The 26136-nt window shown below is 63.9% G+C and carries 23 protein-coding genes; 8 read left to right on the top strand and 15 right to left on the bottom strand.

All coding sequences use genetic code 11. The features are described from left to right. The first annotated feature begins 233 nt into the window (after window positions 1-233). On the top strand, window positions 234-545 hold the full coding sequence (locus FJ867_RS16265) for a hypothetical protein (RefSeq protein ID WP_246672659.1): 312 nt from the start codon (window positions 234-236) through the stop codon (window positions 543-545). Between the two features lie 36 nt (window positions 546-581). Beyond that, window positions 582-851, top strand: coding sequence for a hypothetical protein (locus tag FJ867_RS16270; RefSeq protein WP_140556396.1), 270 nt, complete (start codon window positions 582-584; stop codon window positions 849-851). Between the two features lie 164 nt (window positions 852-1015). Here the strand turns inward: FJ867_RS16270 and FJ867_RS16275 are convergent, their stop codons facing one another. Continuing rightward, the gene (locus FJ867_RS16275) at window positions 1016-1921 is read right to left on the bottom strand and encodes a S1C family serine protease (RefSeq protein WP_140622917.1); all 906 of its coding nucleotides are present in this window, start codon (window positions 1919-1921) and stop codon (window positions 1016-1018) included. 231 nt (window positions 1922-2152) lie between these two features. Here FJ867_RS16275 and yghU point away from each other — a divergent pair, with 231 nt between their 5' ends. Then, window positions 2153-3019 carry a glutathione-dependent disulfide-bond oxidoreductase gene (gene yghU, locus FJ867_RS16280; protein WP_140499040.1) on the top strand — a complete coding sequence of 289 codons (867 nt, stop codon included), beginning with the start codon at window positions 2153-2155 and terminating at the stop codon, window positions 3017-3019. Between the two features lie 355 nt (window positions 3020-3374). Further along, on the top strand, window positions 3375-4115 hold the full coding sequence (locus tag FJ867_RS16285) for a sulfotransferase family protein (protein WP_140499042.1): 741 nt from the start codon (window positions 3375-3377) through the stop codon (window positions 4113-4115). Between the two features lie 151 nt (window positions 4116-4266). On the opposite strand, the gene FJ867_RS16290 is transcribed toward FJ867_RS16285, so the two are convergent. The 10 genes from FJ867_RS16290 to FJ867_RS16335 all read right to left on the bottom strand — a co-directional run bounded on the left by FJ867_RS16290 (window position 4267) and on the right by FJ867_RS16335 (window position 15498). Then, a complete protein-coding gene (locus FJ867_RS16290; RefSeq protein WP_181167220.1) occupies window positions 4267-5229 on the bottom strand; it encodes a hypothetical protein in 963 nt (320 codons plus the stop codon). A 33-nt stretch (window positions 5230-5262) separates the two neighbouring features. Then, entirely contained in the window at window positions 5263-6294 is a 1032-nt protein-coding gene (locus tag FJ867_RS16295) for a hypothetical protein (protein WP_140499046.1), read from the bottom strand. After that, on the bottom strand, window positions 6291-7112 hold the full coding sequence (locus FJ867_RS16300; RefSeq protein WP_140499048.1) for a hypothetical protein: 822 nt from the start codon (window positions 7110-7112) through the stop codon (window positions 6291-6293). Before FJ867_RS16300 ends, FJ867_RS16295 begins: the two co-directional genes overlap by 4 nt. Next, on the bottom strand, window positions 7109-8530 hold the full coding sequence (locus tag FJ867_RS16305) for a hypothetical protein (RefSeq protein ID WP_140499050.1): 1422 nt from the start codon (window positions 8528-8530) through the stop codon (window positions 7109-7111). Before FJ867_RS16305 ends, FJ867_RS16300 begins: the two co-directional genes overlap by 4 nt. A 243-nt stretch (window positions 8531-8773) precedes the next feature. Beyond that, window positions 8774-9544 (bottom strand): exodeoxyribonuclease III, encoded by a 771-nt coding sequence (locus FJ867_RS16310; RefSeq protein WP_140499052.1) that lies wholly within the window; start codon window positions 9542-9544, stop codon window positions 8774-8776. 7 nt (window positions 9545-9551) lie between these two features. Continuing rightward, window positions 9552-10196, bottom strand: coding sequence for an alpha/beta family hydrolase (locus tag FJ867_RS16315; RefSeq protein WP_140565353.1), 645 nt, complete (start codon window positions 10194-10196; stop codon window positions 9552-9554). Window positions 10197-10417: 221 nt separating this feature from the next. Beyond that, the gene (locus FJ867_RS16320; RefSeq protein ID WP_140685666.1) at window positions 10418-11539 is read right to left on the bottom strand and encodes a tetratricopeptide repeat protein; all 1122 of its coding nucleotides are present in this window, start codon (window positions 11537-11539) and stop codon (window positions 10418-10420) included. Then, window positions 11536-12441 carry a Ku protein gene (locus FJ867_RS16325; protein WP_140556386.1) on the bottom strand — a complete coding sequence of 302 codons (906 nt, stop codon included), beginning with the start codon at window positions 12439-12441 and terminating at the stop codon, window positions 11536-11538. The genes FJ867_RS16320 and FJ867_RS16325 overlap by 4 nt, the downstream gene beginning before the upstream one ends. Before the next feature lie 225 nt (window positions 12442-12666). Beyond that, window positions 12667-15153, bottom strand: a complete 2487-nt coding sequence (ligD, locus tag FJ867_RS16330; RefSeq protein ID WP_140817927.1) for a DNA ligase D — start codon at window positions 15151-15153, stop codon at window positions 12667-12669. 120 nt (window positions 15154-15273) lie between these two features. Continuing rightward, on the bottom strand, window positions 15274-15498 hold the full coding sequence (locus tag FJ867_RS16335; RefSeq protein ID WP_140499061.1) for a hypothetical protein: 225 nt from the start codon (window positions 15496-15498) through the stop codon (window positions 15274-15276). 341 nt (window positions 15499-15839) lie between these two features. On the opposite strand from FJ867_RS16335, the gene FJ867_RS16340 reads away from it, so the two are divergent. Together FJ867_RS16340 and FJ867_RS16345 are read left to right on the top strand one after the other, a co-directional pair. Then, on the top strand, window positions 15840-17105 hold the full coding sequence (locus FJ867_RS16340; protein ID WP_140739603.1) for an NAD(P)/FAD-dependent oxidoreductase: 1266 nt from the start codon (window positions 15840-15842) through the stop codon (window positions 17103-17105). A 107-nt stretch (window positions 17106-17212) separates the two neighbouring features. Then, entirely contained in the window at window positions 17213-18400 is a 1188-nt protein-coding gene (locus FJ867_RS16345) for an ATP-grasp domain-containing protein (RefSeq protein WP_140559830.1), read from the top strand. A gap of 12 nt (window positions 18401-18412) precedes the next feature. Here FJ867_RS16345 and FJ867_RS16350 read toward each other — a convergent pair whose 3' ends face one another. The 4 genes from FJ867_RS16350 to FJ867_RS16365 all read right to left on the bottom strand — a co-directional run bounded on the left by FJ867_RS16350 (window position 18413) and on the right by FJ867_RS16365 (window position 23413). Continuing rightward, window positions 18413-19231 carry a class I SAM-dependent methyltransferase gene (locus FJ867_RS16350; protein WP_140630571.1) on the bottom strand — a complete coding sequence of 273 codons (819 nt, stop codon included), beginning with the start codon at window positions 19229-19231 and terminating at the stop codon, window positions 18413-18415. A gap of 22 nt (window positions 19232-19253) precedes the next feature. Continuing rightward, complete coding sequence (locus tag FJ867_RS16355) at window positions 19254-20465, bottom strand: GNAT family N-acetyltransferase (protein ID WP_140630568.1); 1212 nt, start codon at window positions 20463-20465, stop codon at window positions 19254-19256. Between the two features lie 480 nt (window positions 20466-20945). Then, entirely contained in the window at window positions 20946-22247 is a 1302-nt protein-coding gene (locus FJ867_RS16360; RefSeq protein WP_181168374.1) for a hypothetical protein, read from the bottom strand. Beyond that, window positions 22244-23413 (bottom strand): glycosyltransferase, encoded by a 1170-nt coding sequence (locus FJ867_RS16365; protein WP_140817929.1) that lies wholly within the window; start codon window positions 23411-23413, stop codon window positions 22244-22246. The genes FJ867_RS16360 and FJ867_RS16365 overlap by 4 nt, the downstream gene beginning before the upstream one ends. A 294-nt stretch (window positions 23414-23707) precedes the next feature. On the opposite strand from FJ867_RS16365, the gene FJ867_RS16370 reads away from it, so the two are divergent. Both FJ867_RS16370 and FJ867_RS16375 read left to right on the top strand, forming a co-directional pair. Then, entirely contained in the window at window positions 23708-24868 is a 1161-nt protein-coding gene (locus tag FJ867_RS16370; RefSeq protein ID WP_140817931.1) for a DUF1972 domain-containing protein, read from the top strand. Further along, window positions 24865-26124, top strand: a complete 1260-nt coding sequence (locus FJ867_RS16375) for a cellulase family glycosylhydrolase (RefSeq protein ID WP_140817933.1) — start codon at window positions 24865-24867, stop codon at window positions 26122-26124. Before FJ867_RS16370 ends, FJ867_RS16375 begins: the two co-directional genes overlap by 4 nt. The last annotated feature ends 12 nt before the right edge of the window (window positions 26125-26136 follow it).

Genomic DNA, 26136 nt, shown 5'->3' on the forward strand with positions numbered 1-26136 from the left:
GAGTTGCCCCGGCCCATACGCGAATGACAGCGGCGGGGAAAGAGGCAGAAGCGCCGCAGCGGGCGCAGCGCTCTTACGTTTTCCCACAGCGGAGGAGGGAGAAGCGCCCTCCAGACACACTTCAGAAACAAGATTCAACGTCCGGGAAAAACTGGAGAAAAGCGGTGCTGCGATAACCACCCCCGCGGCGGCCGGAACCGGTCGCGGCGCAACGCAAAGGGATGGTCCCGAAAATGAAACCACGTTCGACCGGATGGATGGGTGCCCTGCTTGGCATTTCGTTTGCCATCAATGCGGTCGCACCGTCGGGTGCGGAAGCGGCGGTTACCCGCAGCGAGTCCTGCAGCCGGCTCGGTCTTCAACTCGACGGAGCCATCGAGACGAAAAACGACCTCGGTGCCAGTGCGATCCATCTGGCCGAGGCAACCGCGCTCCAGAACAAGGCCAGCCGTTTTTGTGCCGAACGCAAGGAGGCGCAGGGCATCCGTACCTTCGCCAACGCCTTGAAACTTCTGGGCGTGACACCGGTCGATCTGAACCAGTGACGTCCACCATCTATCTCTGAAACAAGGAAGCCTTTCATGAACAAGCCTCTCCTCTCCGCGCTCGGCCTGGCCATTGCACTCGGTCTCGCAATGCCGGTTCTCGGCGCCAGCACCGCCAACGCGGCCGCCACCACCGCGGCAGCCTCGACCGCGGCTCCGCTCGCTGCCGCTGCCGTGAAGAAGCCGGTCAAGGCGGCCGCGCACAAGCATGTCAAGCATCGCAAGCACGCCAGCAGGCATGTGAAGAAGCCTGTACGCAAGCACAGCCACAAGCACGCCGTCAGGAAGCACAAGGCCGCGGCTTGATCTTCTCAAGCCCGAACAAGGAGATAGAACGGTATCTTGAATCCCTTGATCGTTTTTTCCTGACGTCGTCCCAGGGAAAAGCCGCCCTCGCGCAAGCGACGGCGGCTTTTCTTTTCGGACTGGGCTGAAGGCTTTCCTTCTCTGCTGCCGAGAAGGTAACGCGCTCACTGCAACTGCGGCTTCTTCAGGAAACTGTCGCGATCGGCGGATTTGACGCGCAGCCAGGTTTCACGGCCGTCGCGCAGGACCCGCATCGGGATCTCGGCCCCGGCCGAACCGCTCTCCCATAGTTTGCGATAGAAATCGGCCAGCCCGTCGACCGCGCCGTCTCGTATGTCGGAGATGACGTCGCCCTCGCGCAGGCCCGCCTTGGCGGCCGGACCGCCTTCGGTCACGCTCATCACCACCACCCGGCCGTCGCTTTCGGCCGAGAGGGCGCCGAGCCATGGCCGTGGCGGCCGCGCCACCTGGCCGCGCGTCAGGAGATCGTCGAGGATGGGCGGCAACAGGTCGATCGGCACCACCATGTTGATATCGGCGACCTCGCCGTTGCGGCTCATCTGCAGGCGCAGCGACCCGACGCCGAGCAGCGCGCCCTTTGCATCGAACAGCGCCGCGCCGCCCCAGGAAGGATGCGCCGGCGCAATGAAGATCGCTTCCTCGAGCAGGTATTCCCAATAGCCGGCGAATTCCTGCTTGGTGACGATCCTGGCCTGAACCGACTGGCCGATGCCGTCGGCGAGCACCACGTTGTCCCCGATTTTGGCTCTGCCGGCGTCGCCCAGCGCCACCGCCGGCAGGCCAAGCGGCGCCAGCGCCTGAACCAGGCCAAAGCCCGATTCCTGGTCGTAGGCCAGCGCATGCGCCGGCACGACGCGGCCGTCATGGGTCGTAAGCCACACCTCTTCCGCCTCGGTAATGAGATAGCCGATGGTCAGCACCAACCCATTGTCGCGGATAACGACGCCGCTGCCTTCGCGCAGCGTGCCTAATGCCCCGGCAGTAAAGGCATCGTCTGGAATGGTGGCGCGCACCGCCACGACGGAGCGTCTGTTGGGATTGATGGGCATGCTCTTGTCCTGGACGGGCTTGGGGGTCACGTTCCTATAGGTATGGCACGCGAACCAAGGCGCAAGGGGGGGCATCCCCTCCATCCTTTCGAAGCCCGAAGGGAAGATGAGAGGGATGGTCATTGACAATAGTTCAACGCAAGTTGAACTTTCCCGTTTGCAGCCCTAGCTGTAGGTGCAACTGCCAGTCCCGCTTCCAACCTGTCTCTCCCCACAATACGAGGCCCTGCGATGACCGAATACACTCCGCCGAAAGTATGGACCTGGAATAAGCCGAGCGGCGGCGCCTTCGCCAGCATCAACCGCCCGATCGCCGGCCCGACGCATGACAAGGTGCTGCCGGTGGGCAAGCACCCGTTGCAGCTCTATTCGCTGGCGACGCCGAACGGCGTCAAGGTGACGATCATGCTGGAGGAACTGCTGGCGCTTGGCCACAAGGGCGCCGAATACGACGCCTGGCTGATCAGGATCAACGATGGCGACCAGTTCGGCAGCGGCTTCGTCGAGGTCAATCCGAACTCTAAGATCCCCGCACTGATGGACCGCAGCGGCGCCACGCCCATCCGCGTCTTCGAGTCCGGTTCGATCCTCACCTATCTCGCCGAAAAGTTCGGCGAGTTCCTGCCGACCGACCAGCCGGCGCGCGCCGAGACCCTGTCCTGGCTGTTCTGGCAGATGGGCTCTGCCCCTTATCTCGGCGGCGGCTTCGGTCATTTCTATGCGTACGCGCCGACCAAGATCGAATACGCCATCGACCGCTTTGCCATGGAAACCAAGCGCCAGCTCGACGTGCTCGACCGCCGCCTGGCCGAAACCGAATATCTTTCCGGCGCCGGCTACTCGATCGCCGACATGGCGGTCTGGCCCTGGTATGGCGGACTGGCGCTCGGCCGCATGTACAATGATTCCGGCGAGTTCCTTTCGGTGCAGGATTACAAGAACGTGCAGCGCTGGGCGAAGGCGATCGACGAGCGCCCCGCGGTCAAGCGCGGACGCATGGTGAACCGCGCCTTCGGCGAACCCGCGATGCAGCTGCACGAACGTCACGACGCCAGCGATTTCGACACGAACACGCAGGACAAGCTCGCGGCTGAGTGAGCTGCGAGGGCGGGCAGCGGCGCTGCCCGCCCTCCGTTTGATTTTGCGAAAGCGTCGATGACGGCAACGTCTCACCTGGAGGCGTGGACATCGCGCCGATCCGCTCCGCGCCGTCCAAGACGGCAATGCGTCTTCTTCTATCATCGTCCGACGTCAACAGCGGTCCTCTCACACAGGACCCATAGAAATCTGTTGCGCAAATGCCGGCCGGGGCGCAACGTGTTGCCAGCAGATCGATGCAAGCGAGCAAATCGATCCTGCGGCGCGGCGTCCTTGTCGCGCAGGGCATGCCTAGGGTTGCCGCGGCGTCCTTTTTGGGCGCGAGCACGCGGCCTTGGTTTGGTCGAGGGAACAAATGACGCTCACGCTGATCGGGGCCGGCTTCGGCCGCACCGGTACATGGTCGACCTTCGTCGCGCTGAACAGGCTCGGCCTGCCCTGCTACCACATGCAGGAAGTGATCCTGAACAAGGCCAACAAGGGCCATCTCGATTTCTGGCGCAAGGTGGCCAACAGCCCGCCCGGCACGCAGCAAGACTGGAGCCGGGTATTCGGCAATTACAAGGCGACGGTCGACAATCCAGGCTGCTGCGTGTGGCGCGAACTGATGGCCGCCTATCCCGACGCCAAGGTGCTGCTCACCTTGCACCCGCGCGGCGCGGAAGCCTGGTACGAGAGCACCATCGACACGATCTACTTCACCGAGAATGTCTGGCAGTTCAAGATCCTGGAATGGCTGACGCCGTTCGGCCGGAAATTCGGCGACATGTCACGCAGGCTGATCTGGGGCCGCACGCTAGCCGGCGTCATGGGCAACCGCGCCAAGGCCGTGGAGCGCTACAACGCATATGTCGAGGAAGTGAAGGCGGCGGTGCCGCCGGAAAAGCTGCTGGTGTTCAAGGTCAGCGAAGGCTGGGCCCCGCTCTGCCACTTCCTCGACGTGGCGCAACCGAACGAGCCCTTCCCCAATCTCAACGACCGCGAGGCCATCAAGAAGATCATCGCCGACATCATCAAGGGCTCCTACATCATGCTGGCGCTAAGCGTGGCGGCCGTTATCGCGGTGATCGCGGCGCTATGGTGGTGGCTGGGGTAGTTGGGCGCCGTTCGTCGATCCCTCGGTGCAGCGGGAGCGAAGCGACGAAGGCTTTGCAATCCAGGCCACGCGATTGCGAAAAAGCGCTGCGGTCAAAACAAGGGCGTCGTTGTCGATACCGCCAAGCAGGCTGAATCGCGCGATCACCGCGTTAATTGGTGCCGCCGTCCGAGGACCGTCGTACCCGAATCTCGATACGCCGGCGTTCCCGAACATCGCCAACGTGGCTGCCGTCGGCGATAATGTCTCCCGGCATTACGAGCTGTGCCGCTGACAACGGAATGATCTTCACACTGCCCAGCCGTCCCGTCTGGATCAGCGCGTTCGCTACCGCGATAGCGCGCGAGAGCCCCAGCCCCGCATTGTCGGCCGGGGTCAAATCGCTGATAGCGCTGGCTCCGTTCATCGCCGAGATCGCAACCGCATCGAGGTTGGACGGCTTGGCCGGATTGATTTTCTGCTCATCCGTGTGACCGACGATCTCGACGACATCGACTTTGTAGCGTGTCAGCAAAGACAGAACGTCGTCCGTGACCTTGGTCTGCAAACGAGCCCGGAACGCGTCGGTGAGAGCAGCGCTGCCACGTTCAAATGTATAGCCGTCGTCGCTCAACGTTATCATCGGCGGCCACTGCATCGACGATTCAGCGTCCGCGCTCCTGTCGTTGGAGGCCGAGAGCGTCTTTTCAAGTCGGTCCAGCAGACGGGGGTCGGCGGCCTTGGCTTCGCTGATTTCGAGCAGCAATTTCCGCAGCGTCGGGTCTGACGTCGGCGCGGCATCGATGCCCTTTTCCGTAAGCCCGTCGATCACCGCTTTGGCCGCAACGAGCTCGGTCCAGTTGGCTGGCGGCAAAGGAAGCGCCGCTTTTGGAAACAGCGCCTGCAGGCGCGCCAGTTCGGCACGCATGTCGGCAAGCTGGCCCACCGTGATGTCCAGGTTCGCGGAGGCCTGCAGCTCGGCGATCCTCTCATCTTTTCGCTGTGCGATGCTGGCCGAGACCAGAAGGAGGCAGAAAAGCAGAAGGAGGAGAAGCTCGGCCATTGTGAGCCCAAGCACCACGCCTCGGCGATGGCCGCGTTCCCCTTCGGCGATAAGCGAGGAAGGCATCTTCATCGACATCGTCCCACACTGACCATGCAACGCGCTTTAGCCGCCACGCCAGAGCCGTCTGAATAGACCCTGCCGCGTCGGCGCTCGATCATAACCCTCAAATGTCGCCGCAAGTTTGTCGAGCACATCGCTGGCCCGAAGCGCTTCCGCCGTGGACTGTTCCAGCCCGCGCCGAAGCTCCGCCACATCGCCAAGACGGGAAGAGAAATCGCTCATGGCGGTTTCGATCGCCCGCTGCAAACCGGCCACGACCGGCTCCAGCCGAACCTCGATGACCTTGTCGGGTGTCGACATGCCAGCGAGCTTGTCGGCCATCATCTGTGTCGCGGTCGCAATCTGCGTGCTGGCGCTGGTCAGGATGGCGTTGATATCGTGAACTGCCTTGGCTGTCTGGTCGATGCCGCCCCGCAGCTCTTTGGTGTCTATTCCGCTCTGCATCGCCAGCGAGGATGCCCTGATGTGCTCGGAAGCTTCCTTGGCGAGCAGGTCCAGAGACTGGACCAGGGATTTCGCCGAGGTTTCCACTTGCGTTCGTATCTCGTGATAGCCCTCTTGCAGCATCTGCTGGTTGGAGCGTTGGAAATGGTTCATCTCGCTCAGGATGCCATCGAGTTCCCGGCGCACCTTGCGGGATGCTTCTGCGAGCTCGAGACGTGACACGCGTTCCACTTCCATGGGGTCGCGTCGGAGCTGATTGAAGACGATGCGAAATGCAATGCCGGCGATGGTGGAGGCAACCGCGATGCCGAAATTGCGCACGATCTCGTCGACTGCGCCACCGCCTCCATACTGGTAAAGCGAAACGGCGAGGCTGGTGAGCGTGAAGATGAAGCCCATATAGTAGAAGTTGTCCCCGGTTTGGTCGTCGCGCAGCCGGAGCCCGCGCGCGATCATGATCATCGCCGCGTAGCCCATCATCAGCGCGATCGGCACGAAGGTAACGACGAATGCCGACACGGAAAGTGATTTGGCCACGACGATGTAGGCGGCGCCCAGGCCGGTAAAAACGATAAAGACCAGTGGCGCCGCAGCGTCCAACTGCCGGCTGGCCACGCGCGGCCGCCTCACCCTTCAACTCCTTGCAACGACTTGGCAGAGCTGAAAACGCCGTGATTGTAATCAATCCACTGCTGCCAGAATGCCATCAACGCGACGCTGTCGACGGGCGACTTCGCCCGGCGTATGAGCCAGATCGACACATCGCTGCCAGCGAGATCCGTAGCGAAGCGGTTTGCCGCGGGCGACTTTTTGAAGGCATCGAAATCTGTGGCGCCGCGGTAGTGAGAGAAGAATTCGGTATTCTCGAACATGTCCGAAACGACAATCAGCCGCGAGGGGACCGCACGCGTTTTCTGGGCGACCAGATGGCTGACGGCTATCGACTGAATGCCGGCCATGATCGGCGAGCTGTCGGCCTTGTTTGCCTCGACCGCTTTTTCAAGCGCAACCAGCAGCGGCTGGCCGAATCCCGCTTGCCAACGCTCTCGCGCCAGCGCCGCATTGCCGGTGAAAGCACTGAGGTCGCCGCCATTGCCGGGGTTGCACAGCGAGAAGAGTTCTTTCGTATAGGGTACCGCTGATGTAAGGGCCCTGATCTCGAGCAAGCCACCGCGCTGGATGCCGGAGGCGGTATCGCGCAGCAGGGTCTGGATGTTCAGTTTGGTGACGTCAGCGATTGCATCCGTGGTATCGATCAGGATGATGGTTTGCGACGCAGCTCCGACGACCGGGCAAAGCCGATCGTCAAGTTCGACGAGTTGCGAGCGCGCCGAGACATAGACGTAGGTAAAGCCTATCGCGGCGGCAATGAGGCCGAGCGCGAATAGAATAATCCAGCCCCAGTTGACAAGGTTGGAAGGCGAGCGCCGGGACCGTCGACCGCTCATTGGGCTTCAGGCACCAGCACATCCAGTTCGCGATACTGCTTCAACGCAGCCTCGAACTGTTCACCCAAGGCGACCAGCATCTTGTCGAGGTCGCCTTGCGCATCCTTGATGGAAGCTTGCAATTCGTCGCTGTTCCATTCCCCGTCGCGGAAATACTGGACGCCGATGCGGCCGAGTTGGTATGGCCGCGAAAAGCGCTCCGGCGCGGGTGTCGTGCGTACAGCGATATTGGCGTCCCTGTAGATTCGGAACAGGCTGTTTGCCGCACGTTCAAGCTGAGCTTGGTGGGCGTCGAACAGCCCAACCAACCGAGAGCGATGGGCCACGATCGCATCGTGTTCTGTCCGCTGCTTGCTGAGGTCGGCGCGCGCATCGGCGAGTTCGTCCTCATAACCACTGCGAACATCGGAAAGCTCGCCGATCAGGCCTTGCCGCTTGTTTCGATAATTTGCCCGCGCCTCGTCAAGCCGGTGATCAACCGTGGCGTAGCCTGGATAAGTGTCACGCATGCTGAGCCCATCGATCAGGGCAAAGAGTGAAAACATCACACCGAGGAAGAAGAGTATCCAGGAGCGAAATTCGTTCAGCGCGAATGGCGCGCTTAGCAAGCGTCGCATCACCTCGTCGCCATTGGTCGCGATCGTTCCGGCAACCTCGCGGTAATGCGCCAGACCAAGATTGATGGCAATCGCTGCGCCGATATAGGCCGCGATGGCGAGAATGCCGACAAACTTACGGAAAATCGAGCGATGCGCGATCTCGCGCACGCCATAGAGGGCGAACATCAGCGCGACGCCGACATTGAGAATCGCGAAGATCAGCGCCTCGACGATGCCGCCGACCAGCCCGAGCTCGTTTCGCTTTGCAAGCAGTTCGCCATTGATGACGAGCTCTGCCATCACCAGCGCCACCACAAAGAGCCATTTCAACGTCGTACCGATGGCGGTGGTCTTCTTGCAGGGCCGGCGAAGCCCGTTCTGATCCTTGAAATCACGATGCCAGGACTCTGCCTCCTTCAGATCGCGACGCAGCCCATGCAGATCATCGATTCCCATCTGCAATTCGGCTTTCAAGTCGGAGAGACCAGCCGTGGATGCCGCTTTTATATTGGCAAAGCGCGATTCAAAGTCGAGGTCGATGAGACGCTGCCTGAACCCCGCAAGTTGGTTCTCCAGATGATCATGGGATTGTTTCTGGGCGGCTCCGACCAATTCGATGATATCGTTTTCAACGGCATCGTAAGGTAGGTCATCGCTTTGAGGCAGATTCTCCCTGCCCCGCTTCTCGCCTTTCTCCGCAAGCCGCATATCCGTTGCAATGCGCTGGACGTCAATGTCGGGGAATGACTCTGTCGTCGGCCTATAGGCATGCGGCGGCCGCAACAGCCGTTGCTTGAGCTTTTCCAGTGACCCGAACATTCCACCCCACGTACACTCTTCCGACCACCCGGATCGAGGCTAGCGGTAAGCTCCGGATTCTTCAACGAGTTTCGCCCAATCGAAAGTGGAGCTTTTGCGGACGCAAAAGCACGGCAATTCCATCAGAATGACTGTCTACTGCTAGGGAGCCGTATTTTACTCTGCGCCGTATACTGTATGGTCGCTGTCGCCGAAGGGCGGAGAAAAAGAGAGCGGGCATTCTGCTTCGCCAAACGCCGCCCCTCACCGCAACTCCACCCACACCGGCGCGTGGTCGCTGGCGCCGTCCTCACCGCGCACGTCGCGGTCGATGCCGGCAGCCTTGAGCTTGCGGGCGAGCTTCTTCGACAGGAGGATATGGTCGAGCCGCAAGCCCGCATCGCGCGGCCAGCGGTTCCGCCGGTAATCCCAGAAGGTGTAGAGCGTCTCTTTGGGGTACACCTTGCGCAGTGCGTCGGTCCAGCCTTGCTCGATGAGCGCCGCAAAGGCTGCCCGGCTTTCCGGCTGTACCAGCGCGTTATCGTCGTAGGAGCGCGTGGCATAGATATCGCGCGGCTCGGGCACGATGTTGTAGTCGCCCGCCAGCACCACCGGCAGACCGGTGTCGAGCAACTGTTCGGCATGCGCCGCCAACCGTGCGTGCCAGGCGAGTTTGTACTGAAATTTCGGCCCCGGCTGCGGGTTGCCGTTCGGCGCGTACAGGCAGCCGATGACGATTCCGTTCACCGCCGCCTCGATGTAGCGGCTCTGCCTGTCGGCATCGTCGCCGGGCAGCACATCGCGCGTCAGCACCGGCTCGGCGCCCCGCGCCAGTATGGCGACGCCGTTCCAGGTCGGCTCCCCCTTCCACACCGCGCCGTAGCCGGCATCGGCCAGGGCAGTGCGCGGAAACTGCATATCGCGCGCCTTCAACTCCTGCAGGCAGACGACATCGGGTCTTGCCGCCGCCAGCCAGGTCAGCAGATTCTTCAGTCGGCTGTTGACGTTATTGATGTTGAAGGAGGCGATTTTCATCGGCGGGTCAAGAGACGAGCTTGCCCGTCCAAGCCTTCACCGTTTCGGCCAGCGTCTTCAGATGATCGGCGGTCGAAAACCCCGAGATGCTCTTGCGCGGCTTCAGATCGTGATCGCCATCCTCCAACCATACGATCTCGATGCTGTCGGAGAGCCCATAGCCGGCAACCTCGTCGGGCGTGCCGAACTCGTCGCGCGTGCCCTGGAAGATCAGCGTCGGTATCGTCAACCCGGCCAGATGCTTGGTCCGCAACTGCTCGGGCTTGCCGGGCGGGTGGAAGGGATAGCCGAGGCAAAGCAGGCCCGAGATTTCGCCCCTGGCGAACATCTCGTCCGCCACCATCGAGGCGACGCGACCGCCCATCGATTTGCCGCCGATGATCAACGTCCCGGTCACGCCCCTCGCCCTGAGGTCGGCGATCGCCTTGATGTATTCCGGGTTCACTGTCTCGGCGCGCGGCGGCGGCTTGCGGTGGCCATAGCGGCGGGACGCCATATAGTGGAACTCGAACCGCGCGACCTGAAAGCCTACTGCCGCCAGCGCCTTGGCGGTGGCGGTCATCGAAGGAGAATCCATCGACGCGCCGGCGCCATGCGCGAGCAGGATGGTAACGGGAGCTGTGTCGTCGCCGTCGAAGAGGAAGGTGGTCATGGAATAGGGCTCCCGTGGCTCGGCGTTGGTGACCCCTTCTCCCCTTGTGGGACCCGAAGGGCGGCGAGACCGTTGGCTCGCCCCGGGGGTGGTCTCGCGAAGCTCGGTCGGATGACGGGTGTTCCAGGGAACGCAAACGCCTCATTCCGACACGCACCCCTCAACCGTCTCGGCGCTGCGCACCGATCCACCTTCTCCCACAGGGGAGAAGGAAAAGAGCCTTAGCCCGCCGTCCGCGCCAGCTGCATGTCCACGAACTGCACGCCCTTGGCCGCAACTCCAGCCCACTCCGACTCCGCGTCGAGCTCCAGATACCGCGCCCACAGCCGCCGCGCTTCCAGCAGATTGCCGGCGTCGAATTCGAGCCGGGCGAGATTGAAAACCGGATCGGCGTAATTGCCGTCGAGCGCGATCGCCTTCCACAAGTGCCTTCGCGCCGACGCCGTCTTGCCCTCCTCGCTCATCAGCCCGGCGAGATTGAACCAGGCCTCGACGAAAGCCGGATCGAGCTTGATCGCGCGCGCATAGTCATGGGCCGCTTCCGCCGGGTGGCCGCCGGCGCGCAGGCAGTTGGCGCGGTTGAAGGCTGCGATCGCGTCGCCTGGATCGATGGCAAGGCAGCGCCGGTAGAGCGCGGCGGCACCATCATGGTCGCCGCCCTCCTCCGCCGCTTCGGCCTCGGCGAACAGCTCTTCCAGCGGATCGTCGTCGGAGGCGCCGAGATCGAACAGCAATTGCCCGTCGAGCTCGCTCTCGCCGCCATCCAGATAGATCGCATCGGGCCGCCCGGATGCCGAGCCGACCGCGAGCGACTTGGCGGTGAGCGAAGCCACCGGGCCGGAACGATGCACCGAGCGCGCGATCGCGCCCCATGTCGCGCCGCCGGCGACCAGCCCGGCATATTTGCGCGCCAGGATCAGGTCGCGGAAGGAATAGGGTTCCGAGTCATGTTCGAAGGCATCGAACAGCGACAAGAGATCGAGGTCGGCGCCGGATAGCTGCGACTGATCGATCAGCGATTGCCGCGACAGCGAGGAGGCCTCAGGCGCCTTCATCAGTCCGAGCAGGCGCAGAAAACCGTTCTCGCTGAGCAATGTGCGCCCGGCGCCGCGCTCGGCGGCGACGCGGCGTTCGACCTCGACATCGCCGGTCTTCGTGAGCCCGGCTTTGACCAGCCCGGCCTTGACCAGCAGACCGCGACCGAACACGACATGCGTGGTACGCCGGATGACACCGCGCCTGAGTTCGCCATGCTGGCGCGCGACCTCGCGCGCCGCCAGCCTGAGCGGAAACGCCGCCAGCGCGCCGATCGTGCCGAATATCGCGCCGGCTGGTGCCGTCACTTCTTGCTCTTGCCGACCGCCTTCAGCAGGTTGGCTTTCAGCGGATTTTCAGCAGCGCCGCCCACAGCCGTCTTTTTGGCGGGCTTGGCGGGCGTCTCGTCGGCCTTGCTCTTCGACTTGGCCGGCGGCTTCGACTGCGACAGGCTCGCCTTCAGCGCATCCATCAAATTGATGACGTTGCCGCGCTCGGGTGCCGCCGCGATGATGGGCTTGTGGCCCTTCAGCTTCTCGCGGATCATCGCCATCAGCGCGATCTCATAGCGATCCTCGTAGTTCTTCGGATCGAAGGTGGTTTCCTTCTGCTTGATCAGCGCTTCGGCCAGTTGCAGCATTTCAGGATCCGGGTTGCCCGCAGGGATGTTGCCGAAATATTCAGCCGTGCCGCGCACTTCGTTCGGGTTCCTCAACGTACACACGAACATGCCGTTTTCGCGCGCGCCGATCGTCACCACGCGCTCGCGGCTGGACAGGACCAGCCGGGCGATCGCCAACTTGCCGGATTTGCGCATGGCTTCGCGCAGCACGGCGAAAGTCTCCTCCGCCATCGCGCCGTCCGGCGCCATGTAATAGGGCGCATCCTGGTAGATGACGTCGACCTCGTCCTCGTCGACGAAGGCCTCGATGTTCATCGTGTGGTTGGATTCGATGCGCACCGCGTCGAGGTCGCTATCGTCGATGATGATGTACTGCTTGTCCTCGTACTCGTAGCCCTTGACCAGGTCCGAACGCTCGACCAATCCGAGTTCCGGATCGACCGGCTTCATGTTGATGCGGTTGTGGGTCTTCTTGTGCAACTGGTTGAACGAGATGCGCTCGCTGGCGCTGGTGGCGGGGTATAGCCGCACCGGACAGCTCACCAGACTGAGCTTGAGGTAACCTTTCCAACTTGCCCTGGGCGCCATGATGAACTCCTACGCGGCCATGCACTGAAACTTTTCGCAGCGCTTTCGTCCGAAGGACGAACAAGGCTGCGCAAATCCTACACCGACCCCGCACCTTACCGGCAAATCCTGACGAAATGTTTTAGGACGCCGAAAGGGCCGCGAGTAGAGAATAATTCAAATTGTCAAAAGCGTCGATGGACTTGGGTTTCCTCGCCCCCGCGAAGCGGGGGAGAGGAAACCAATTTATTTGAACGTGGGCAAATCCCGAGCAAACTCGTCGATCTCAGCCCACGGATCGCCCGACGTTTCCAAGAGTCCCGGCAGCGACGCATAGTTCAGGTCCTGCGGCGCGTCGATCGTCTCCAGATCCGCCCAGCTCACCGGCGTCGAGGCCGGCAGGTTGGTGCGGGCGCGCAGCGAATAGGGTGCGGCGGAGGTGTGGCCGCGCGCGTTGCGGTGATAGTCGATGAAGATGCGCTTCTTGCGGTTGTCCTTGCCCATTGTGGTGGTGAAGGTGTCAGGCGCGCTTGCCGCCAGATGCGTGGAAATAGCGCTGGTCGCCTGGTGCAGCGTCTTCCAGTTCTGCCTGGCGGTCACCGGCACGGTGATATGGATGCCCTTGCCGCCCGAGGTTTTGGCGAAGGGCACCAGCCCCAGCTCCTCCAGTTCGCCCTTGATGTGCACGGCGGCCTCCACCACTTCGCGCCAGGAGATCCCTTCGCCCGGATCGAGATCGAAGACGATTTGGTCGGGCCTGTCGAGGCTGGTGCGATGCGTACCCCAGGTGTGGAACTCGACCACGCCGAACTGCGCCAGCGCCAGATAGCCCTTTGCGCCCTCGACCGAGAGGTAGGATTTGGTCTCACCCTCGGAATTGGTCGCCTCGAAGGTGGCAACCGAAGGCGGCATGCCGGTGAAGGCATGGCGCTGGAAGAAGCAGTCCTTCGGCAGGCCGGTCGGGCAGCGCACCAGCGACACTGGACGCCCTAGAATATGCGGCAGCATGAAATCCCCGACCAGCGCGTAGTAGACGGCGATGTCGAGCTTGGTCGGCCCGGTCTTGCCGAACAGGCGCCTGGTCGGGTTGGTTACCCAGATCGTGGCGAGGTCAGCCTCCGCGATCAGCCGCTTGCGCTTGGCCGAAACCGGCGTCGAGAGGCCGACATCCCTGAGGCCGCGAAACACCGCATGGCGCAGAGCATTGTCCGCCGTGCGGTTGGCGTAATGGATATGGGCTGAAAACAGCGGCTTCACCCAATGCATCTCGCGCATGATTTCGCGCGGCGCGCCTTCGGGCGCCATGGCGCCTGATGTGAGCGGCTCCAGCCGGGCCAGAAGATCGGCCGCGGTCTCGGCGTCGAAGCCGGTGCCGACCTTGCCGCGATAGTGAAGCTCGCCGTCCTCGAATTCGGCAAGGCCAAGCGCCGCCAGCCCCTCGGCTGCATCCGAAACCGTGTAGCCGGCGATGACGAAATCGCCGGTTTGCAGCGCCTTGGTCTTGGTCCAGCTCTTCGTGCGGCCGCTCTGGTAGGTCGCGGTTGCGCGCTTAGAGACGACGCCTTCCAGGCCAAGCTCCGAGGCCTGGTCGTAAAGCCCCTGCCCGTCGCCGCCCACGTGATCGCTGTACTGGATCGCGGAGTTGGCGCCGAGGCCGGCGAGCAGTTCGGCCAGCAGCGCCTTGCGCCTTTCCAGCGGCGCCTTGCGCAAATCCCAGCCGTCGAGATGCAGGAGATCGAAGGCGTAGAAATGCAGCTTGCTGCCGGCGCCCTCCGCCAGCGCGTCCTGCAGAAGCGCGAAACGGGAAATGCCCTTGCCGTCGAGCACGACGATCTCGCCGTCGATGATGGCCTCCCGGCACGGCAGCTTGGCGAAGGCATGCGGCAGATCGCCATAACGCTTGGTCCAGTCGATGCCGCCGCGGGTGATCAGCCTGACCTCGCCACCTGTCAGATGCGCCATGGTGCGGTAGCCGTCGAACTTGATCTCGTGCAGCCAGGACTCGCCGGTGCGGTCGCCAGGATCGTCACCGCCCGGCGGTTTCGGCACCTGTGTCGCCAGTTGCGGCTCTATGCGGGCGGCGGGCGAGGTCTTGACCGCGCCGGGCAAGGCGCCGGGCTTCAGCGTACCGGGCCTTGGCGCAGCCTTGGCCGGCGGCGGCGCCACCAGCTCCTCGATACGGCGGCCGGATTTCACGCTCTCCGGCCGCTCTTCGAGGATGTCGAGCGTGGGATTGGAAGCGAGATCGCGCTCCTTGAACAGAAGCCAATTCTTCTTGCCCTCCTCTTCGCCGGGCTTCGGCTTCAGCCTGGTCAACATCCAGCCGCCATTGAGCTTTTTCCCGGCCAGCCGGAACTTGAAGGCGCCGGTGCGCAAGCTCTTCTCGACATCGTCCATCGGCGCCCAGCTGCCCGTGTCCCAGACGATCATCGGCCCGCCGCCATACTCGCCTTCGGGAATGACGCCCTCGAAGTCGATATATTCGAGCGGATGGTCCTCGGTCTCGACCGCCAGCCTTTTGTCGGCCGGATTGAGCGAGGGTCCGCGCGGCACCGCCCAGCTCTTCAGCACGCCGCCGACCTCCAGGCGCAGATCGTAGTGGTCCGCCGTGGCATGGTGCTTGTGGACGACGAAGCGGTTGCCCTCCTCGGCGATCAACCCACCCGCCGGTTCCGGCGTCTTCGAGAATTCGCGCTTGGCGCGGTAAGGTTTGAGCTTGGAGGGCGTCGTCATGGCATCGACCGTCGCAAGCCAGCCAATTGCAACAACAGAGCGCCATGCCTGCTCGAACGGTCCGATGCGGCATGTATCAGGGTGACTAGCCGAAACGTCGCTGCCAACCAGTCACCACGCTCAATCGTCGGCCGCCGGCGTCAGTTCGAGCTCAGCGGGCGACAGGCCCTGCCGCAGCTGGCTCAAGCGGAATTCGTCGACCCAGTAGGCCTCGCCATCGACCAGCACGCGCGCCCTATAGGTGCCGCCTGAAAAACTCTGCGCGGTGATGTAGACCTTGTGGCGGTCGAGCGCCTTGCGCACCGCGGCACGCTTGGAGTTCTGGCTGTTCACGGCACTGGACATGCGCTTCGCCCTCGGTCGCCCTGACACGGAACTCGACCGCTCTTCGCGGTCCGGCGACTGGCCCCAAGGATGGCGGAGAGCGGCGCGGGTGTCAATTTCCTCGCCGCGGCGGCTTCCCTGCAAGACGCAAGCATAGCCGACGGCATTGGCTCGATTATGTCCGCGAACCTGTGGGCTGGAACAGTATGACATCTTGTTTGGCATATGCGCCGAGGCGGCTCGGCGCTTCTGCTTTCCGCATTGTTAACCTCGGCGCGCCTAGGAATAGGCGGGCTCCGGCCGCGGCGCCAATGCGTCAGAGCGGCGCGGGGATGGCGCGGCCATCCAGGAGAACAAGGCTCATGACCGCTTCCGTGCGAAGCAATGACTGTGAAGTGGCTGTTGTCGGCGCCGGACCTTTCGGACTTGGCGTCGCCACGGCGCTCAGGGCAGCTGATGTAGACGTGCTTGCCTTTGGCAGCCCGATGGGCTTTTGGCGCGAGAACATGCCTCGGGGCATGCGGCTTCGCTCGCCCTGGCGCGCAACCTTTATCGGCAACCCGAACGGCCCGCTCTCCCTCGATTCCTACGCCAGCGGCCAGCGCGTCCAATTGCGCGAGCCATTGCTGCGGCAAGATTTCGTCGACTATGGAATGTGGGTTCAGGCTCAGGCGGTTCCGGATCTCGACACGCGCATGGTGAGCCGTGTCGAACGGACCAATGCGGGATTCCGGCTGATCCTTGCCGACGGCGATGTGGTGCGCGCCGGCCGCGTCATCGTCGCCATGGGCCTGAAGAACCAGGAACTGGTGCCCGCCGCCTTCACCGGCCTGCCCTCCGAATTGGTCAGCCATACCAGCGCGCACACCGGATTCGAAGCCTTTGCCGGCAAGCATGTCGCCGTCGTCGGGCGCGGACAAAGCGCCTGCGAATCCGCCGTCCTGCTGAGAAAGGCGGGAGCCGATGTCGAACTCGTCTGCCGAGGCGACATCCATTGGCTGGGCGCGCCGTCCAGCAGCCGGGGCCGCAATGTGCTAGGCGCCGCCGAGGAACTCCTGGCGTCGCCCTCGCGCGTCGGCCCCTTCCCGTTGTCCTGGCTGATCGAGGCGCCGGGTCTCGTGCATGGTTTGCCGGCGGCGGCACGACGCTGGGTCAATGCGCGTGGCCTCAGGGCCGGCGCGTCGGGCTGGCTGCTGCCGGACTTCGGCGGCATCGAGGTCAAGGCCGGCCGCGTGATCGTCGGCGCCTCCGCCAGCAACTCCGGAATAGACTTGCGGTTCGAGAACGGCTCGACCGCTTACGATCACGTCCTTCTCGCGACCGGCTATCGCATAGACATCGGCAAGCTCGGGCTCTTCGCCCCCGATTTCCTCGATGCGATAGCCTGCCGTGACGGATCGCCTGTCCTTTCCACGGGACTGGAATCGAACATTCCCGGCCTGCATTTTGTCGGCGCCAGCGCGGTCGCGAGTTTTGGCCCGTTAATGCGTTTCACCGCCGCCACCCCGTATGCGGCGCAGGCCGTCACCCGTTTCATACGCACTGCCAGAAGCAAGGGGCAGAACGCACGGCGCTCCACCGTGAGACTGGGCGAAGCCTCGGTTCCCGCCGGCCCGAAGCCGCGTTGAGCATCGCGGGCCCCGCCATGTATCAGCGCGATCAGGCGGGGCTCTCGCCTGTCAAAGCGGAAGAGCTGGGCAACCGGCCGTGCCGGACAGCATGTGAGGATGTAGGCTTGGCGACGTCAGGCGCAGTGTTTCTTGGGGGCGCGCACGGCACGCTTGCCCTGGCGCGCAGCCTCGGCGCGCAAAAAGTGCCCCTCACCTACATCACCAATGATTCGCCGCTGCCGGGCTGGTCGCGATTTGTCGGAGCCACCATCCGCTGGCCCGGCCCAAACGATGAGCGGGCGCTGCCGTTTCTGCTGGAAGCGGCGCGTAAACACCGGCTGGAGGGATGCCTCCTGATCCCGGCCGCCGATCCAGAGGTTCGCCTGGTCTCGGAAAACCTCGCCGCCCTGTCGGCGATCTATAAGATCTTGCTGCCTTCCTGGGATGCGTTGCAGTGGGTCTGCGACAAGCCGTTCCTCTACAGGCGGGCAACCGAGTTGCGGCTGTCCATTCCAAGGACCTATGACATCGCGTCCATGGCGCAGGCCTCATCCCTGGACATGGTTTTTCCGGTCGTTCTCAAGCCTCACATGGGCGGCGGCAACACCCGCATCGCCAGGGCCAAGGTCGTCCAGGCCGACGACAGGGCCTCATTTCTTGCCGCCTATCGCGACGCGGCCGAACAGATCGGCGGCCAAAACGTCGTCGTGCAGGAGCGCGTGCCGGGCGGGGGAGAAAGCCAATTCTCTTACGCCGCGCTCTGGAACGAGGGCAAGCCGATCGCGGAGTTCACCGCGCGCCGCTCGCGGCAGTATCCGGTCGACTTCGGCTATACCAGCACCTTCGTCGAGATCGTCGACGAGCCCCGCGCCGTCGCTGCCGCGCGCACATTGCTGTCGTCGATCGGCCATAGCGGCCTGGTCGAGGTCGAATTCAAGCACGATTGTCGCGACGGCACGCTCAGGCTTCTCGACGTCAATCCGCGCCCCTGGTCGTGGTTCGGACTTTGCGCGCCTGCCGGCGTCGACCTGGGGGCGATGCTGTGGGAGACAGTGAACGGCCGGGCCACCGCAGCCGCTACCGCTCGCCCGGGAACGGCATGGATGTATCTGGCCCGCGACGCTGTTTCATCCGTGACGCTGATGCTGGGCGGCAGGCTTGGCATCGCGGCCTATGTCAACTCCTTCGCGACGGTTCGATCCTGGGCGGCGTTCGCCTCAAACGATCTGCTGCCGGGGCTGATCGAGCTGCCGCTGACGGCATGGCGGGTGCTGACGAGACGGCTGCTGAACCCGGCCGGCCGCCGGCGCTGACAAAATCGCTCTTTATGACGGCCGGTAGTCGAAGATCGCGTAATCGATGGTCCGCACCGCGTCGAGGAAACGCGGCATGGGCGGCGTCACGCGTTGCTGGAAAGACCCAGCATCGTGGATGGCGGGCTTCGCCCATTCGATGGCCCTGTGGCTCGAACTGCCGTAAACGACGAGGCAGGGCCGCGGGTGCCGTTCCAGCGACGACATGAGATTGCCCAGCACGATTTCGAACACGTCCCTGGAAAAGGGATTGTAGAAATAGACCAGCAGCGGCGTCGGCGGGAACTCATACGTCGCGGCATCCGCTTCGATGACCGCAATCTGGCGGCATTTCTGGGCCGGGCTCTTATATCGCTCGATGTTGCGCCGGGCGATTGCGACGAGCTCCCGCGCGAACTCCACACCGACAATCGCGGCGAATGGATAGTGCGAGGCCAGCAGGAGCGTGCGCGACTTGCCCGAACCGATGTCGATGAAGGTGTAGTCTGCGAGATCGTCCGTCAGCCTGTCCATGATGAAGGCGAAGGATCTAGGCGACGTGCAGACGCATTCATTGCCCTGGTCCCGGTGCGGTCCGACGACATCGAGCGCGTCGAGCCGGATCGAACCCGCCGTATCGACGCCATTGTCGCGATCCCACCGGCGCGCCAGCCGGTCGGCAACGAGATGGCGGATGTTGCGTGCGACGAAGCGGCCGCTGTCACCGAGGCCATGCCGCCGCACGAGCCGGAACGGTTCGAGGAGTCCTTGCTGCCGGACGAACCGCAGCGCCCTTGCAATGCGTCCTCTCGACCGGTCCTGCAAATCGATGCTGTACGTTTTACGGTTCATTGCGGATCGGCTCGGTTGCCTGTCAGCGCAAGCGGCGCAGGCCGCGCACCAGGCCTTGGCCCGCCTTGAGCAGCCGCGGTTTGGAGCGAATGAAAAGCTCGATCCGGCAGCGCAGCGAAATATAGGCGGTGGCGCCCCATCCCCGCAGCGTCATCGACTGGCACAGTTCGGCCAGCACCGAACTGGCGGCGCCGATATGCTCCTTATAGCCCTGGCTGCCGACCGAAAGGTCGAAATAGTCGAACCCGTGCCCGCGCCCCCACATCATCAGCTTGCCAAATGTCGTCAGTCCCGGCGGGGCGACGGCATTCTGGTCGATCCCGAGCAACAGGGTATGGAGCGTGCCTTTCCTGACCAGTACATAGATGACGGCGAGCCAGGCTTCCCCTCCGCGTAGTCCGAAGATGCGCACCGAGCCGTCGGAAAGGCCATGCAGCGCGGCAACTCGGTAGAAGTCGACGACGGGTTCCTGCGTCAAGAGGTCGAAACGGCCGAGCTCGCGAAACCGCTTCAGTCGCAGTTCAAGGAGCGTGTCAAAGAGCGTTTCCGTAAGCGCCGGCGTGTCGGCCTCGACCAGGCTCAGGCCACCGAGCTTTTCGAGGCGGCGGCAATGCTTGTGAAAGCTCTTGGCGAAGGAGGGCCTGCAGATGCGCTTGATGAGCGTTTCCGGTTCGCCGTGCAGGACAAGGCCGGAGGTGATCTGGAGGGAATCGTGCGCCGCCGAAAGCAGCGCCAAAGGATTGGCGACTCGTTGGATCTGTTGCGGGATTCCCAAGATATGGATGCGATCCGCCGGTGGCAGCACGGCGCGGACTGCCGCCCATGCGGCGTCGGCGCCTTGCCTGGTCCATGCCCTGTCATCCGCCAGCAGCGGTGCCGAATAATCGCAGACGCCGCAGCTCAGCCATTCGATCACGGAGTGGCCCAGCGCCCGGCGCCGCATCAGCGGCAAAAGCATGACCGGCGCGCCCGTGGCGGCGTCGTTGACCTCGACGACAAGCAGTTCCGCGCCTTTGGGCATCAGCCGTTTGGCGATCCCCTCGACCCACGCATAATGCTGATGCGCGGTGCACACGCCATCGGCCTGAAATCGCAGCCAGAGCGGCTTTACAGTGTCGAGGCTGGTGTGCAGCCGGGCTTTGAAGCGCGCGGCTGTACCGGCGCTGGCGGCAGTCGGGGACAATAACCCGTCGGATAGATCCGTCTTGGGAGCCGTTCCCGTGGCTTGCCACATGCTTCTCCTGTCCTCCCGGCCGGCCATAAACATCGTCCACGCAAGCAGTGTAAACCCCGCCAACTCAGGACCGCCCCGGGCAGCCGTGCGTTGGAGCGCACGAAAGCCATGGTTGCGGACCAATGGCAGCGCTTGCGATACCCACGCATCCTAAACCACGGCAAAGTTCGGTCAGGACCAGACCTTTGGCGCCATTATGTTCGTTGCTTTCGCCTACCGGCCGATGGCCGAACTAGTCGAACCTTTGCCCGCGTGCCCAGCTCGTCGACCTGCCATGAGGCCCGGTGAGACGTTGGGCACTTGCGCTCAGGTCGATCGCTAGCATCAAAGCATGAACGGTGCGTTGATGGACACTCAGAAATTGCACCGATTGGTCGTGCCACGTCGGGGCCATTCGTGAGACGACGCCGACGACAAACGGGGCCTTCCCGCCGCGTGCGTCCGTTACACCCTCACTGCCTCGCCTGCCACCGGTCTCTGCTACCGTTTTACCGGGGCGAACGGGACCGACCGCCGCCACCCGCCCAACCAGCTGTCGCGCCGCTGGTCCGGGTGCTCGATGTTCCATATGCGGTGACGCGCGAAATACCATGATGCGGCAAGGACGAAGATTTCGGAGACCGCGGAACCCAACAGCGACCACGGCGGAGGCGCGATTGCCAGCAGGATTGCGATCAGCGTCAGCCCGATTATTGCGCCACCGGTCGTGATGAACGCGACGGTCCGGAAATCGCCGAGGATCTCAAGGATGATGCGAGGCATGACATAAAGCATGACCGGGATGAAATTCGCGATCACGAAAAGTCCGATGAATCCGACCGAGGCATCCTGGAGGGCCTGGGATTTTATCATCGGCAGGACGAATAGGATGGCACATCCATAGACGAGGCCACCGATCCCCATGACCAGCGACCAGATCTTCGCTTGCGCCCAGACACGGCTTGTTTCGTTATTGCGCATCAGCTTCGCCAGCTCCGGCTGCGTCATGTTGAAGAGAGCAAGGCTGATGATGCGCAGTGGGGCAAACAGCACGAGGACCGCCGCCAGCGGCGCGTAAGCGGCGGGTCCGGCAATGCCCGCGACCAGCAGGGCCAGGCATTGACCCTGGATGTTCGTGGTGGTCGCGCTGAACGCCGACCAGCGCAGCTGCGGCCAGAGCCTTGTATAGCGGCGGCGCGTCGGCATGCGGAAGCTGATGCGAGGTGTGCGGCGCGCCAGCCGAACCAGGACGACGATGCCGAGCAGATTTGCGGCCGCAAGCGCATAAAACACGGTTTGCAGCGCGTCCTTCGCCAACCACATGGTCAGTCCGGTCAGGATGATGCCGGTAATCGTGAAAGCGGCGTCGCTGATGGAGACGCTCACCTGCTGGCGCCGAGCGAACAATGCCGTGCGCATGTGGCTGCGCAGCGACCATGCGCCGACGAAGCAGCCCGCGGCGATGCCGCTCGGATCGCCCAGCAGATGCATCAGGATCGCCGTGCCGACCGCCATCAGCAGCGACACTACCAAAGCCGCTGTTCCGAAGGCCACGTCATGGGCATCGACGCCGGCACTGTTGGTGCTCTTGCCCATCCATATCGAGGCGGGGACGGCAGTGAGCGAGCGGATGTACGACAGGCCGACGCCGCCCATCACCATGCCGATGGCGAAGAGACCGTAACCTTGCGCCGACAGTATGTGCAGCAGCGCGATGTTGAGGGCAAAGTGAAAGCCGCTCTGCATCGCCTCGCCGCCGACCATCAGCACGAGGCGTCGCAGCAGATGGACCGGGAATTTCACGGCCGGGTCTCCGCCTGGCGGGCGGTTGCCGGCCTGCCCGGCCTCGCCATCGTCACTTTCAGCTTGTCGGCGGCGATCGCCGCGATCGCGGCCGCTGCGACCGGTTCGCTGAAGACTGTCTCGTAGCGCGCACGGCCGGCGGCAATAAAACCGCGCCAGGCCTCGGGCCGCAGGATGATCGCCTGCAATTTCGCGGCAAGGGCGGCGGCGTTGTTCGGCGGAACATGCCAGCCGGTCTCCCCGTCGCTGACCACCTCGACCAGCCCGCCGATCGCCGATACCAGTGGCGGCCGACCATAGGCCATCGCCTCGATGGCGACGCGGCCCAGCGATTCCGGGCGCCGCGACGGAACGGTGACGATGTCGGCCCAGTGGTAGTGTTGCGAGGGGTCCGGTATGAACGGCAGCACGCTGACGCGATCGGCCAATCCCATGGTGTTCACCAGCTCGGCCAAGGCCAGTTCGCGCTCGGTGCTTTCGAAAGCGCCGCCCACCAGCCGCACTTCGATGCGCGAGCGCAATTCCGGCGGCATCGAGGCGACCGCCTCGAGCAGCACCTCCTGGCCCTTGATCCTGTTGATGCGGCCGAGCAGCAGCACCCGCAACGGCCGGCTGCCGTCATAGTGCATCGGCTCGGCCGCCGGCGGGCCGGCAACGCCATTATAGACCACATGCGTGCGTGAACGTCCGGCAATGCCGAAAGCGGCGCGCGTGGCGCGTGAATTGAAGATCAGGTCGGCATGGCTCCAGCGCATCAAGGCGACCAGGATCGTGCGCATGAAACCTTCGGGGATCTCGTGGATATGCAGGACAGCCTTCTGAGGCAGCAGGCGGGCGGCCAGTGCATAGTCGGCCACGATCGAGGTGTTGACATAGACCAGATCGCATTGCCTCAGACGTCGCCATGCCCGCCATAGGGCCAGCGGCAGGCGCGCCATCTCGACGGTCGCGAGGCGCAGGATGGCTTGGCGCCGCAACACCCAGAGCGGCTCGAAGACGATCCGGCTGGCATGCGGTTCGAGGATCTGCACGATCGGCCCGCTGCGCGGCAGCACGACTTCGATGTCGGCGGACGGAAACGCGGCGCGCAGGGCTGCGACGCTTTCCGCGAAGCTTCGGTCGGAGCCATAGAGTTCGTAGCCCTGATGAACGCAGGCAATCCGCATCTTAATATCCCGCCAGGTTCATACCCCATCCAGCATCGCGCGAGGCGGATGGCTGCCGAAGTCCAGGAGCAAGGATCATGCCCGGTCCGCTTTCCCAGGCGGTTAGGCCGAGGAACCCCGGCAACGCCTCGTTCCGGTACAGATACGCCCGGAAAGTTGACCGATAATGAAACAACTCCGGCGTTTGGTAAGAATTTTTTACGACGTTCTGCGACAGTTGCTCCCACTCTTGCCCGGCTGGAAGTCGCAGGGTGGGTTCTGGTGCAATGAACATTCCGGAAAGTCCCGTCGGCCATGACATCAAAGCCCTCCATCCTGATCCTGGGAACGCGCGGCATACCCGCGGCCCATGGCGGTTTTGAAACCTTCGCCGAGAAGCTGGCGCTTTTCCTCGCCGGACGCGGCTGGAGGGTCGGCGTTTACTGCCAGGACGAAGTCGAGCGTGTCGAGCACAGGGCGCGCAGCGAAACCTGGCGCGGCATCGAACTCATCCACATCCAGGTCGCCTCGAAAGGTCCGCGCGCGACGCTGGAATTCGACTGGCAATGCGTGCGCGATGCCGTGCGGCGGCCCGGCGTGTGCCTCGTGCTGGGTTACAATGGCGCGCTTTTCCTGACCTGGCTCAGGCTGATGCGGCGCAAGATCATGACCAACATGGACGGCATCGAATGGCGCCGCCCCAAATGGGGCCTGGCGGCGCGAAGCTGGTTCTGGCTCAACGAATGGATCGGCGCCTGGATCTCGCATCGCCTCGTCGCCGATCATCCTGTCATCGCCGATCATTTGGCGACACGCCGGCCGCGCAGCGCGATCGTCACCATCCCCTATGGCGGCGATCCGGTGACGACGGCGCCGGAGGCACCGGTCAGGGCGCTCGGGCTCGAACCTGGAAAGTACCTGATCTCGATCGCGCGCATCGAGCCCGACAACAACATCCTGCCGATCGTCGAAGCCTTTTGCAGCAAAAAGCGCGACATGAAGCTGGTGGTGCTTGGAACGCTCTCGGATGAAATCCCCTATCACGCCGCCATCCGCAAGGCCGCGAACGGCTCGGTGGTTCTGCCCGGGGCCATCTATGACCAGGCGACCGTGAAGGCGCTGCGGTACCACGCGCGCGCCTATATGCATGGCCACACGGTCGGCGGCACCAACCCGTCATTGGTCGAGGCGCTGGCGGCCGGCAACATGGTGATCGCCCACGACAATCCCTACAACAGGTGGACCGCGGGCGCCGCCGCCCTCTATTTCACCGATACCGGCACTTGCGCCGGCCGGATCGATCGGGCCATCGAAGACGACGCCCTGGTCGAGAGTTGCGGTGAGGCCGCCAGGGCGCGCGCCCGCGAAGCCTTCCGCTGGGAGGACGTGCTGCTGGCCTATGAGAATGAAGCCTTCCGGCTGCTCGGCGTCGTCGCCGGCGAGGCCATCCCGGTCGACCATCCCTCGCACGCATGACGACGTGGTCGCGCCGGCGGGTTCTCGGAGCGGCGCTGTCCACGGCGGCGTTGTTCGCGCCGCTTTCTCCCGTGTCGTCCAGCCTGGCCGCCACCGGCGAATGGCGCTTCCGGCGCGGCGTCAACGCCTTCCCCTGGTTTTCGCTGACGCGCGAATTCCCCGCACCCCGTACCGACTACGACTGGCCTCCATTCCAGCAGCGGCCGGTGCCGACGGCGGCCGATCTGCGCAGGCTGCGCGCGACGGGTCTCGATTTCATCCGCCTGCCGGTCGATCCCGGCCCGTTCCTGGCCGGCGATGCCGGCACGCGCGGCCGTTTGCTGGCGATGCTCGATCGGGCCGTCACCGCCGCTCTCGACGCCGACCTCGGCATCATCGTCAACGTGCAGGCCAATAGCGCGACCCACTATTGGAATCCGGACCGCATGGTCTCCAGCACTGCCGCGCCCGCCTTCGATCTCTATCGGACGCTGATCGGCGAGCTTGCCGGCCGGCTGGCGCGGTTTTCATCGGGCAAGGTCGCGCTGGAGCCGGTCAACGAGCCGCAGCAATCCTGCGAGTCCAACGTCTGGTCGCAGGTCCAGTTCGCGCTCCTGACCGAAGCCAGGGCATCGTCCGTTACCCTGCCGCTGGTCGTGACCGGTGGCTGCGGCTCTATGGTGAGCGGGCTGACCGCGCTCGATCCGGCGCCGCTCTCGCGCTTCGAACCGATCCTGTTCACCTTCCACTTCTATGAGCCCTACCTGTTCAGCCACCAGGGCGCGCCGTGGATGAGCGAACCCGTCTACCGTTCGCTCAACAACGTGCCGTGGCCCGCCTCGGCCGGTTCGCTCGAGGCGACGCTAGCTTCGGTGCGGGCGCGCATGGCCGAGGACGCCGAAACCTCCGAAGCGGACAAGAAAGCCGCCTACGCGGAAACCGAGCGCGTGCTGAAGGTCTATTTTGACGCCCAGCCCGGCCGCTGGTTCATCGACAAATACCTTAGCCAGGCGCGCGATTGGGCGGATAGCCATGACATCGCGCCCGAACGCATCATCATGGGCGAGTTCGGCGCGCTGCGCACCGACGCCCGCTATGTCGCCGCGCCCGATCCCGACCGCGCCCGCTACATCGCCGACGTCAGGCAAAGCGCAGAGTCGTTCGGCTTTGCCTGGGCCTTCTGGGCCCTCTTCGACGGCATGGGCATGATGGACGACACCACGCGCGCCCTGGACCCGGCGATGATCGAGGCGCTTGGGCTGGAGATGCCGGGCTAGACGGCCTATCCC

This window comes from Mesorhizobium sp. B2-5-3 (genome assembly GCF_006441005.1).
GTDB lineage: Bacteria > Pseudomonadota > Alphaproteobacteria > Rhizobiales > Rhizobiaceae > Mesorhizobium.